Annotated in this window: 10 protein-coding genes and 1 riboswitch; of the genes, 5 read left to right on the top strand and 5 right to left on the bottom strand. The window is 42.1% G+C overall.

Annotated features, from left to right (window positions below):
• Positions 1-98: 98 nt before the first annotated feature.
• From pcaF to accC, 5 genes are all read left to right on the top strand, one after another.
• Positions 99-1,304 (top strand): 3-oxoadipyl-CoA thiolase, encoded by a 1,206-nt coding sequence (gene pcaF, locus AC0KVP_RS08555; RefSeq protein ID WP_473335996.1) that lies wholly within the window; start codon positions 99-101, stop codon positions 1,302-1,304.
• Between the two features lie 99 nt (positions 1,305-1,403).
• Positions 1,404-2,180: a 3-oxoadipate enol-lactonase gene (pcaD, locus tag AC0KVP_RS08550; protein ID WP_151837213.1), complete on the top strand. Its 777-nt coding sequence runs from the start codon at positions 1,404-1,406 to the stop codon at positions 2,178-2,180.
• 1,082 nt (positions 2,181-3,262) lie between these two features.
• A complete protein-coding gene (gene aroQ, locus AC0KVP_RS08545; RefSeq protein WP_473335992.1) occupies positions 3,263-3,718 on the top strand; it encodes a type II 3-dehydroquinate dehydratase in 456 nt (151 codons plus the stop codon).
• Between the two features lie 16 nt (positions 3,719-3,734).
• Positions 3,735-4,154, top strand: coding sequence for an acetyl-CoA carboxylase biotin carboxyl carrier protein (gene accB, locus AC0KVP_RS08540; RefSeq protein ID WP_004979753.1), 420 nt, complete (start codon positions 3,735-3,737; stop codon positions 4,152-4,154).
• Positions 4,155-4,170: 16 nt separating this feature from the next.
• Entirely contained in the window at positions 4,171-5,532 is a 1,362-nt protein-coding gene (accC, locus tag AC0KVP_RS08535; protein WP_062034809.1) for an acetyl-CoA carboxylase biotin carboxylase subunit, read from the top strand.
• A 65-nt stretch (positions 5,533-5,597) separates the two neighbouring features.
• Here accC and AC0KVP_RS08530 read toward each other — a convergent pair whose 3' ends face one another.
• The 5 genes from AC0KVP_RS08530 to AC0KVP_RS08510 all read right to left on the bottom strand — a co-directional run bounded on the left by AC0KVP_RS08530 (position 5,598) and on the right by AC0KVP_RS08510 (position 12,463).
• On the bottom strand, positions 5,598-6,065 hold the full coding sequence (locus AC0KVP_RS08530) for a hypothetical protein (protein WP_010326667.1): 468 nt from the start codon (positions 6,063-6,065) through the stop codon (positions 5,598-5,600).
• Positions 6,066-6,277: 212 nt separating this feature from the next.
• Entirely contained in the window at positions 6,278-9,883 is a 3,606-nt protein-coding gene (gene uca / locus AC0KVP_RS08525) for an urea carboxylase (RefSeq protein WP_473335989.1), read from the bottom strand.
• Positions 9,884-9,888: 5 nt separating this feature from the next.
• On the bottom strand, positions 9,889-10,536 hold the full coding sequence (locus AC0KVP_RS08520) for an urea amidolyase associated protein UAAP2 (protein ID WP_473335987.1): 648 nt from the start codon (positions 10,534-10,536) through the stop codon (positions 9,889-9,891).
• Positions 10,537-10,553: 17 nt separating this feature from the next.
• On the bottom strand, positions 10,554-11,294 hold the full coding sequence (locus AC0KVP_RS08515) for an urea amidolyase associated protein UAAP1 (RefSeq protein ID WP_473335985.1): 741 nt from the start codon (positions 11,292-11,294) through the stop codon (positions 10,554-10,556).
• A gap of 27 nt (positions 11,295-11,321) precedes the next feature.
• A riboswitch (guanidine-I (ykkC/yxkD leader) is annotated at positions 11,322-11,425 on the bottom strand.
• Between the two features lie 144 nt (positions 11,426-11,569).
• A complete protein-coding gene (locus AC0KVP_RS08510) occupies positions 11,570-12,463 on the bottom strand; it encodes a LysR family transcriptional regulator (protein ID WP_004979763.1) in 894 nt (297 codons plus the stop codon).
• Positions 12,464-12,673: the final 210 nt, after the last annotated feature.

Raw genomic sequence — 12,673 nt, 5'->3', positions numbered from 1 at the left:
ACGAGCTACTGCTATTTGACTGAACACGATAAGACTCCGTCGTGAATAGATACAGTTGATCTATCAGCAGAGTCCCGTTTAAAAGGACAAGATTAAAAATGAAAAACGCTTACATTATTGATGCCATCCGTACCCCATTCGGACGTTATGCCGGTGGACTCGCTCCAGTGCGTGCCGATGACTTGGGCGCCGTGCCGATTCAAGCCTTAATGCAACGTAATCCCAGTGTGGATTGGACCCAAGTCGATGACGTGATCTATGGCTGCGCCAACCAAGCAGGTGAAGACAACCGTAATGTCGGTCGTATGTCTGCACTGCTTGCAGGTTTACCCGTTGAAGTTCCTGCCACGACAGTGAATCGCTTATGTGGTTCATCCCTAGATGCCATTGCGATGGCAGCCCGTGCAATTAAAGCCGGCGAAGCAGATTTAATCATCGCAGGTGGCGTCGAAAGTATGTCTCGTGCACCTTTTGTGATGGGCAAATCAGAAAGCGCTTATGGCCGTAGCCAGAAGATTGAAGACACCACCATGGGTTGGCGTTTTATCAATCCTAAGCTCAAAGCGATGTATGGTGTAGACACCATGCCGCAGACCGCTGAGAACGTGGCACAACAATTTAATATTGATCGCGCAGATCAAGACCAGTTTGCCTTGGCGAGTCAACAGCGCACCGCAACCGCGCAAGCTCAAGGCTTTTTTACACATGAAATCATCCCTGTGAATATTCCACAGCGTAAGGGTGATCCGATGGTGATCGACACGGATGAACATCCACGTGCATCGACCACCTTGGAAGCTTTGGCAAAACTCAAGCCAGTCGTCACAGCTGAAGGCACCGTCACTGCGGGGAATGCATCAGGCATCAATGACGGTGCGGCTGCTGTACTGATTGCTTCAGAACAAGCCGTTGAGCAGTACCAACTTAAACCACGTGCCAAAATTATTGCCTCAACAGCAGTGGGGGTTGAACCTCGCATCATGGGCTTTGCCCCAGCGCCAGCGATTAAGAAGCTCCTCAAACAAGCAAATCTCAACATCGAACAGATGGATGTAATTGAGCTGAATGAAGCCTTTGCGGCACAGGCACTGGCGGTTACCCGTGATTTAGGTCTGGCAGATGACACCACACAAGTGAATCCAAATGGCGGTGCGATTGCGATTGGTCATCCACTGGGTGCATCGGGTGCACGTTTAGTCACCACGGCCTTAAACCAATTAGAACAAACGGGTGGAACCTATGCGCTATGTTCAATGTGTATTGGTGTCGGTCAAGGCATTGCAATGATTATTCAGCGCGTTTAATCCTCCTTCTAATCTGACGTGGTGTTTCTGCTCATAACGCTTTTTGCTGAGAATAACAGTGGAAACACTCAAAATTTTTAATGAATTAAGGAAAAGCATATGCCAAGTTTTACTTCAAATAATGCCGAAATTCACTATCAGACCTTTGGTGACCCCCAAAATCCCGCGATCGTTTTTTCAAACTCGCTAGGCACAAACTTCAACATGTGGAAACCACAAATTACTTTTTTCCAGAAAAACTATTTTGTGATTTGCTATGACACTCGCGGGCATGGTCAGTCTTCTTCGCCTCAAGGGCCTTACGATATTGAACAACTTGGTCTAGACCTGATCCATTTACTGGATCATTTAAACATTGAGAAAGCCATTTTTTGCGGTATCTCAATGGGCGGACTTACAGGTCAGTGGTTAGTCATTCATAAACCTGAACGTTTTCACCGTGCCATTGTATGTAATACCTCTGCCAAAATTGGCAATGAACAGGCATGGAATGATCGCGCATCACTTGTACGTACCCATGGTTTAGAACCAATTGCATCAACGGCTGCGAGCCGTTGGTTTACCGAACCCTTTATCCAAAGCAACGCAGCAACTGTAGCAGCGCTTTCAAACGACTTAGGTGCTGGCAGCCCAGAAGGTTATGCGAGTTGTTGTGAAGCTTTGGCTAAAGCGGATTTACGTGAAAAACTCGAAAGCATTCACGTACCTTTACTTGTTATTGCAGGGCGTAAAGACCCCGTAACAACAGTCTCAGATGCACAGTACATGGTGAATCACATCCGAAGTAGTGCCCTATTTGAAATCGATGCCTCTCATATTTCAAATATCGAACAGCCCAAAGCCTTCAATCAGGCCATCTTAGACTTTATTGCTTAATACTCTAGATCTGATCCAATAACAGCCCAACATGGGCTGTTTTTTTTTCTTACCTATTTAAAGAAAGAGATAGGAATGCGTAAAACTCAGTATTAGAAATATGCTGGCTTTGGCTCATTCTACTTCCATCTTAAAACTCAAAAATTGTATATAAAACAAACTGAAAATTATTATGATTTCAAAATCATATCTTCGGAATTTCACTTATTGCCAATCCTAAACTCACTAGATCCCACCATGTAAAGCCGAATCTACCCAGTTAAAATGAGCAAAATAGCCAATTCTTTTCTTTTATAAATTTTCTCGCACAGCAAAAGCCCTGACGCAATAGGAGGATATTTTTTCAATACATTCTGCTACTCAGCAATTTTTCTACAGTCTTTTGCTTATTTAACGGCAAAATTTCTCAACCAAGAGGATGCTGAAAAGCACCGTTAGAAACCTGAATTTTCCTCTTACTGTTCCAAGTTTTTCAGTTTTTTTCTAAAAGATCATGGCATCAGCTAGATAGACTTTAACAACAGACAAAAGCCTCCATCTACATTTCAATGTAACAAGTTGATGTTTTAATTGATGAAAGTGATATTTTCCAGTTCAATGTTGATCCAATAAAGCTTAGCAACTGAATTGATCATGGTCGTCAAGCCAGCCAAAATAGATAGAATAAATTGATCAGATCATCTCCAGATACAAACCATATCAGACTTCAGTTTTATTTTGATATACAGTTTAGCCATATAAGAATTGATCTAGATCTGATGCAGAGTGAGCTATCGACTCAGAAGTCTGAGTTATCCTCTTTTCAAGACTTGAGTTGCACCTGTGGCACAAAACGAAAACAAATCTGCTGCTTTTAGTCAATTTGGCTTACAATGTAAAAAAGAGTAATAATCCGAAAATTTGTAATCTTTTAACATTGTCAATTCCTTGCAAAATTTACATTATATTGCCGAAGTTTGGCACTAAGCATCTACGTCAATTCAAACAAACTATAAAAAAAATGTAGAACTTTATGTCATAATACGCAAACTTTGCAGCCATCTTGCAAAGATTTATTGCAATTTATAAATGGAGCAAGCTAAATGAGTTCGACCATTTTGGTTATTCATGGACCGAATCTAAATTTGCTAGGAATGCGCGAACCAGAAGTCTATGGTTCTCTAACGCTGAACGATATCAATCAGCAACTCATTGTACAAGCTGAAAATGCTTCAATTTCTATCGACGCTTTCCAAAGTAATTGGGAAGGTGCCATTGTCGACCGTATTCATCAAGCTCAAGCGGATGGCGTCCAATTTATTATTATTAATCCAGCTGCACTCACGCATACCTCTGTTGCTCTACGTGATGCCCTGCTTGGTGTAGCCATCCCATTTATTGAAGTTCATTTATCAAATGTTCATGCACGCGAAGCATTTAGACATCATTCATATTTATCAGATAAAGCCGTTGGCGTTATTTGTGGCTTAGGTGCTCAAGGTTATAGCGCTGCGCTCAATTACGCTCTCACTAAAATTCAACCCTCTACGCAATCATAATTAGGAATACTGTCACATGGATATTCGTAAAATCAAGAAACTCATCGACCTGATGATTGAATCTGACTTACAAGCGATTGAAGTTAAAGAAGGCGATCAATCGATTGCATTGACTCGTCGTAGTCCAGTTGTTGCAGCTGGTGCTCCCGTTGCTATGGCAGCTCCTGTTGCTCAAGCACCAGCGGCTAAAACACCACGTGGTGCTGTAGAAACATCTCCAATGGTTGGTGTGTTCTACGCTGCTCCAAGCCCAGGTGAAGCGCCATTTGTTAAAGTCGGTCAAACCATCACTGCTGGTGAAACACTTGGTATTATCGAAGCAATGAAAATCATGAACCCGATTGAAGCAACGCAAAGCGGCGTGGTTGAAGAAATTTTAGTGAAAAACGGCGAAGTGATCCAATTCGGTCAACCATTATTCCGCTACCGCGCGTAATAGACGGGGACTTATAATGTTGCAAAAAGTTTTAATTGCAAACCGTGGTGAAATTGCCCTGCGCATCACCCGTGCCTGCAAAACTTTAGGGATTAAGACTGTAGGGATCTATTCAGATGCCGACAAAGACTTAATGCACCTACGTTTTGTAGATGAAGCAGTATGTATTGGACCGGGTGCAAGCAGCGAAAGCTACTTGAATATTCCTGCCATTATTACAGCAGCTGAAATTTCAGGTGCAGATGCCATTCACCCAGGTTATGGCTTCTTATCAGAAAATGCTGAATTTGCTGAAATTGTAGAAAATTCTGGTTTCATTTTTATTGGACCGCGCCCTGAACACATCCGTTTGATGGGTAACAAAGTTTCTGCAATTACTGCAATGCGTAAAGCAGGTGTTCCAACCGTACCCGGTTCTGCAAATGCGGTTACACCGCAAAATGCGCTGGCTGAAGCTAAAGAAATTGGTTTCCCATTGATCGTGAAAGCTGCTTCTGGTGGTGGTGGTCGTGGTATGCGTATTGTGGAACGCGTCGATACTCTACTTGAATCTGTTCAAGCCGCACAGCGTGATGCTGAAATGTGGTTTGGCGATGACACGGTGTATATGGAGCGTTTCCTACAAACACCTCGTCACGTTGAAGTCCAAGTTCTTGCCGACGGTAATGGCCACGCAATTCACCTCTATGACCGTGACTGCTCTTTACAGCGTCGCCATCAGAAAGTGTTAGAAGAAGCGCCAGCGCCAAATTTACCTGAACAAGCACGTGCTGACATTTTAGAAGCTTGCGTAAATGCTTGTAAATTAATGCAGTACCGTGGTGCTGGTACATTCGAGTTCTTGTTTGAAGATGGTGAATTCTTCTTTATTGAGATGAATACACGTGTTCAAGTTGAGCACCCTGTAACTGAAATGGTGACAGGTATCGACATTATTGAACAACAGCTCCGCATTGCTGGTGGCTTAGGTCTTGAAATTGAACAAAATCAAGTTGAAGTCAAAGGCCATGCGATTGAATGCCGTATCAATGCTGAAGATCCAACGACCTTCTTACCTTCACCGGGTAAAATTGAGAATTTTTATGTGCCAGGTGGTGCAGGTATTCGTCTTGATTCACATATCTATCAAGGCTATAGCATTCCGCCATACTATGACTCGATGATTGCAAAGCTGATTGCACACGGTAAGGATCGTAAAACATCACTTGCTCGCATGCGCCAAGCACTTGATGAAATGATTTTGACAGGTATTAAAACCAATATTCCATTGCATAAAGATTTGATTCTTCAAGATGAAAAATTCTGTGAACAAGCAATGGATATTCACTACCTTGAAAAGCACTTGTTAAAGCAAATTGAAGGCAATCAAGATAAATAATTGTCTTGATCCTTAAATAAAAAAACCGCGATAAATCGCGGTTTTTTTATTTATAAAACAATTAATTAAGGAAGTACACGACGTAGCGTTGCAAAGCATTGTTGTGCTTTATCATTGGCACAAAAATTAATGGTCGATGGACTTTGCCATTTCACAAAATACTGAGACATTTCACCTGTCTGATCTTCTTGAGATCCAGAGCAATCCACTTGGTTATTATCAAATTTGACTTGTAAAATCAAAGCAGGCAGTTGCACATTTTTATCGGTAGATGGCTGGTAATCATAAATTCCCGTGGACCATTCTTCCCCACTTTTAATCACAACATCACTATTACTTTTAAAATTATAGTATTCAACGCATTTACGATTATTTGGAATTTCCATTCCCCATAAGCCCACAATTTCAGGGCGAGTCGTTACACGAATATTATTTTGATTTGATGCTTGAGTATCCTCAGCCTGACTTGGCGTATTTGCCATAAGCACTGATGAAGTTAACATGAATAACATGCCGAGTAATGTTTTTTTCATACAAGCCATAATGTTTTTAAGCGTCTCACTAAATTAGCATATTTTGATTCAAAACATCATTTTATAACCATTTCATAACAATCTATTTTTTGTTATGGGTTGCAATCTCGATTTAACAAAACGATTTATTGTCAGCACTAGATAAATTCTCCTTTCAGAATCGAAAAAAGACCGCTTAAGCAGTCTTTTTTTGTATGTCGTGATATTTGAATTTAAGCTACAGGTGCCAGTGTAAACAGCACCTGACCTGTTTTTACCGTTTGCCCTTTTTCAATGGTAATGGCTTCAACCTTCATTCGCTCAGGTGCAATAATGGGAATTTCAATTTTCATGGCTTCAATCACGGCCAAAGTTGCCCCTTCTTCCACAATGTCTCCAGAGGTACATTCAATTTTCCAAATAGAACCCGGCATATGCGACTCTACTGCACAACCACCTTCAGGAATTTGAATTTTACTGTCATCTAAAACCGCATCTAGACTTTCAGAAACATATTCAGCCAAACCAGCCTCATGCCAGCGACGGCGTTCACCCTCAAAGTTCGCTTGCTGTACCGCTTTAAAACTTGAAATGGATGCTGCATTTTCAATGAGGAAGTCATTATATTCTTTTAGGTTTAAAACCCCATCTTCTACACGAAGCTTTAAGCGTCCCGCTTTAAAGTCTTCCCGCATTTGCATCAGTTCTGTTTCAGACACTTCATAAAATTTAATTTGATCAAAGAAGCGCAGTAGCCATGGTTTTCCTTGTTCAAAGTCTGGATTTTTGCGGTAACGACTCCACATTTGGGTTGTACGCCCAACAAACTGATAACCACCCGGGCCTTCCATGCCATAGACACACATATATGCGCCACCAATACCGACTGCATTTTCAGGCGTCCAAGTGCGTGCAGGATTATATTTGGTAGTTACTAAACGATGACGTGGATCCAGCGGCGTTGCCACAGGTGCCCCCAAGTACACATCTCCCAAACCCATCACCAAATAATTGGTGCTGAATACGATATCCTTCACTGCTTGCTTTGAGTCTAGACCATTGATACGACGAATAAATTCAACATTGTCAGGACACCACGGCGCATCTGGACGTACTGTTTGCATATAACGTTCAGTCGCCAACTGAGTTTGAGAATCCTCCCAAGCCAAAGGCAAATAGACTGTGCGCGACGGGACTTCCATTGCGGTCACATCAGGCAATTCACTTTCCGCTTGCTGTAAAAGGCACAATAAATGTTTTTGATCTAGCACTAATGAATCAAAATGAATTTGCAGTGAACGAATACCCGGCGTTAAGTCTATAACCCCTTCGATATTTTGATCTTTAACCCATTGCATTAAAGCATGAATACGGAAGCGTAAGTTGAGGTCTAAAACCAACTCTCCATATTCAACCAACAGATAACTATTACCTGCAGGACGATAAGTCACATCAGGTCTAGCGTTCTCACCTTTTAATGTCGCTAAAACTGTGTCTGTGAGGGTTTCCATTTCAGCATGAAAGCTTGGGGAAAAGTCTACATTTTCAGTCGTACCCGCTGTTAATGCTGCGCTATATTTTTGATTCAATACTTGCGCTTGATCATAAGAAATCGGGACAAATTTAACTTTATCGCCCGCTTTAAGCTGACCAATTTTCCAAAGTTCCGAGCTAACCACCACCGCCGGGCAAACGAAACCGCCCAAGCTTGGACCATCGGGTCCTAAAATAATTGGCATATCTCCAGTGAAGTCAATCGCGCCAATGGCATAAGCATTATCATGAATATTCGAAGGATGTAGTCCTGCTTCACCACCATCGGTACGCGCCCATTCAGGTTTTTCACCGACTAAACGAATGCCTGTACGACTTGAGTTAAAGTGAATTTCAAATTCTTGCTCAAAGAAGCGCTCAATATCTCGTTTGGTGAAAAAGTCAGGCGCACCATGCGGTCCATACATCACTGCAATGTTCCAAGTATGGCTAAAGCTTGGCACCTGTGCTGCACTGAGTGCAACAGTTTCTACCGAGCTATAAGCCGTAATAGGTAACATATCTCCAATGAGTAAATTGCGTCCTGCATGACCACCAAACTGACCTAAAGTAAAAGTTGCTTGTGAGCCTAAGTATCTAGGTACATTAAATCCGCCTTTAATGCCAATATAACTGCGACAACCTGTGGTGATTTTACCTGTTTTAAGAATTTGCCCTTTTTTAACATTAAGGGTCTGCCACATAGCAACGTCGACACCATCCAATGTCGCAAGCATGTCGCCACCCGTAATCACGATTTGGCTATCACAATGAAACTTTAAAGTTGGGCCTTGTAATGTACATTCTAGCCCTGCGGTATTAAATGGATTCCCCAATAGTTGATTGGCTACATTTAAAGATAAAGGATCAATCGCACCCGATGGTGGCACTCCAACGTCCCAGTAACCCAAACGACCTGTGACGTCTTGTATTGACGTTTGAATACCGGACTGTAACACCTCAATTTTTTGGGTTTTCCACTCAAATGTATTTAAGAAACGTGTAGTCTGTGTCCCTGCTTTAAACACTTCACAGTCAATAATGTTTTGTAAATACTCAAGGTTGGTTTCAATTCCTGCCACTGAGGTTTTTGCCAAAGTATCGCTCATGGCTTGAATTGCACTTTCTCGGTTTTCGCGGGTCACAATGATTTTGGCAATCATCGGGTCATAAAAAGAAGATACATTTGAACCTGTTTCTACCCATGTTTCATTGCGGGCCTGCGGGTCAAAGTCAACATAAGTCAGTAAGCCAGCACTGGGTTGAAAGTTTTTAATTGGATCTTCAGCATATAAACGGACTTGGATCGAATGGCCTTTAGATCTATGCGCCTCTGTTGGTACAGTCCAGTCACCACTACCTAAAGTGACCATCCATTCCACAAGGTCTACACCAAATACTTGCTCGGTCACGCCATGTTCAACTTGCAACCGTGTATTCACCTCTAAGAAATAGAAGTTCTGAGTGTCAGTATCCATCACAAATTCAACCGTGCCTGCCGAACGGTAATTCACTGACTGCATCAATTGAACCGCGACACCTTGAATATAAGCACGTTGTTCATCATTTAAATGTGGTGCTGGAGTTTCCTCGATTACTTTCTGGTTACGGCGTTGTACTGAACAATCCCGCTCTCCCAAAGCCAGAACCAAACCTTGGCCATCACCAAAAATTTGGACTTCAATATGACGCGCATTCTCCACAAACTTTTCTAAATACAAACCTGCATCTTTAAAATTCGCTTGGGCCAAATAAGATACCGTTGCATAAGCATCTTTAAGCTCTGCTTCGTTCCACACCAAACGCATACCAATACCACCGCCACCTGCGGTACTTTTCAACATGACGGGATAGCCGATACGATTTGCTTCAATCAATGCTTCAGCTTCGTCTACTAAAAGTTGGCTACCGGGTAACAAGGGTACGTTCGCCTGAATGGCTAATTCACGTGCAGTATGCTTTAAGCCAAAACTACGCATTTGTGCAGAGTTCGGCCCCAAAAACACAATGCCCTGTGACTCGCATAAATCACAAAACTCCGCATTTTCAGACAAGAAACCATAGCCCGGATGAATAGCTTCAGCACCTACTTCTTTCGCGACCTGTAAAATTTTTTCAATATTTAAATAACTTTGACTGGCTGGACTATCACCAATAAATATCGCTTCATCGGCTAAAGTTACATGTAAGGAATCACGATCTGCTTCTGAATACACCGCAACAGACTGAATGCCTAAATTCTTTAATGTCCGAATTACTCGGCAGGCAATTGCACCACGGTTGGCAATGAGAACTTTTTTAAACATGCTGATTACTCCTTGCCTTCACGTACAATCAGTTGAATTTGGGTCGGGTTATAAGCATTACATGGATTGTTCAACTGTGGGCAGTTAGAAATCAGCACGATGAGATCCATCTCCGCTTGAATTTCAACATATTTACCCGGCGCCGATATTCCATCGTCAAACTTGAGATGCCCATCACTGCTCACGGGTACATTCATAAAGAAGTTAATATTCGGCCCAATATGACGGCTATTCAGTCCATGCTTTTTCGCGATTGGGTGCAAAGCTAAAGCTGTCATAAAGTTATTACGGCAACTGTGCATCGGAAATGTGTCATGTGCATAACGTACGGTGTTACTCTCACATGAACAAGCACCGCCTAAGGTGTCATGGCGACCACAGTTATCATCATGGATCGTGGCGATTTTGTTGCCATAGTTGGTATATAAAGCTGTGCCTTTTTCTAGATAGATCTGCTGATTAATGGCTAGAGTATCGGTTGCGCTGTAACGTTCTTCAGGATTGTTCGCAGAAATCAATAAAGTATCGACTGCTTGGTTGCCTTCGAGGTCAATAATGCGGAAATACTGCCCTTTCTGGACTTCACACATCCATGCCTCACCCGCTGGACAGACTTCATTTAAAACGGTTTGATCAAATGCTAAACTGGTCATATGTATTCTCCTCGGGCTTAAGCAGCATCAAATGCGTAATAACGTGCGTTGTTTTGAAAACCGCGTTGGTTTTGTGGGCATGAATCACGACAAATATCGTGTGTTGCTAAAGCGGAGGCTTTGAATAAGCGCATTTGAATATCGGCTGGCTGATACTTTGCTGCTTGGCTTAAACCATGTGGCGCGGCAGATAAGAACACTAGACAGTCCATCTCAAAACGCAGTTCAATAGTTTGATGGGTATTATCGACATCGATATAAGATAAGTTGCCTGCATCATTAGGGCTAACTTTAGAGAATAGGTTGACCGTAGCTGACAGGTCGGCTTGACCTAATGAGAACTTGGTCATTTCAATTAACAGGCTGTCGCGTCCACTCCGATACATCTCATTTCGTGTATCTTGAAAAGTATGAGTGCCGAATTGTTTTTGAATTTGTTCTGTGCGACTTGGACCACACAAGGCATCATTCCAACCATGATCATCGTGAACAATTGAGGCCATAATCCGACCTAAGTCCGAATACAACACATGTCCTGTACTTAGAAATGCCGTGTGCTGTGCCTTTAAGCTATCGGGCATATTAAAGCGCTCGAGCTTGTCTTCGCTGTTGACACAGAAAAGTGAAACGTTGGCTTGTGCTCCCAATGCTTTGAACTGTAACACTGTGCCGCGTTGAATACGCCCAGACCAGTGGTGCCCACCCGGTAAAAGTTCAGTCCATAGTGCGTTATCGTCGTGATAAGTTATTGTGCTCATGCGCCTCTGCCTAAATCGTAACTGTTTACCTCCCGGGCTTTTATCCCTCCGTGTAGCTCTTTCGAACCGTGAACTCTCGGTCGCAGACATACATAAAATAGATATGTATCGGAACCCTAGATCACTCTTTCAGATTAGACGATGCAAAGGCTGTGCCAATTTAGTATTACGATTTTTAAACTTCGTAATACTATTTATGAGCAATAAATGGGCACTTTAGATTTCAAGCACGCATATTTTTGCTATGCGCACTAAAAAGCATCAAACTTTAAGAATTACTTCATTAAAATTTCATGGAACATGTGACGCAGCCACTGATGACTGGTTTTGTGATGACAAGACATATGCCAATACTGTTTCACACCATAACTTGGGAAGGCAATTGGCGCATTAAAGATTTTTAAATTGCCACGTGAAAGCAGCACTTCACTCAAATAATACGGCACTGTCGCAATCGCGTCGGTTTCTTGTACCACCAAGCCGACGCCCAAATAGCTCGGTAAACGCATCAAAATGTCACGTTTTAGTTCTAAATTAAGCAGTTCGTTTTCAATATGGTAATGTCCCATGCCCGCATCAATATCGATATGTGACTCAGCCAAATACTGCGCTGTGCTGATACTGTCACCTGTCAAACGTGGATGATCTTTGGCGGCAATCACCACATAATACTGCTCGAACAGTTGCTGTTGATAAAAGCCATTTTCCAATTGTGGTAAAAAACCCAGCGCCAAATCAATCTCACCATTTGCCATCTGATAACTGGTTTCAGAGGTGATTGGACGGATATTCAGACGAATATGCGGCGCATGTTTCTTTAAGTATTGCGAAATTTTCGGCAACAACACCAAATGTGATACATCGGTCATGGCCAAACTAAACTGTTGCTGCGAAGTGGCTTGGTCAAAATCAATCGTAAAGTTATTGATGATTTCAACCTTGTTTAAAGCCTCACTGACCAATGGAAATAACTGTTTCGACAACTCAGTTGGCACCATTTCATTGCCAATCCGCAAAAATAGCGGATCATTATAATGTTGGCGAATTTTATTCAGAATGTTACTCACCGTCGGTTGACTCATTTCTAAATGATCAGCCGCCAGTGACACACTTTTAAACTTATAAACGTAAAAAAAGATACTGAGTAATTTACAGTCCAGTTCAAACACGAAAAAAATGTTCCTTATATGTATGTGATGGTAGACGATCCATCATCTACCCATTATAGCGATGATCCAATGCTCAAAACTTACTTTTACAGGCATCTAGGTCTAATATCAGACATTTCAGCAATAAAAGCACATTAATTATACCTTTAGCTGTACTGAACAATCGATGCTTTCCCTGAGAAAGTTATGTCGCATGATCTGCATGTATTT

It is taken from the genome of Acinetobacter sp. DL27 (assembly GCF_055810995.1).
This window is presented reverse-complemented; position numbering and strand designations above follow the sequence as displayed.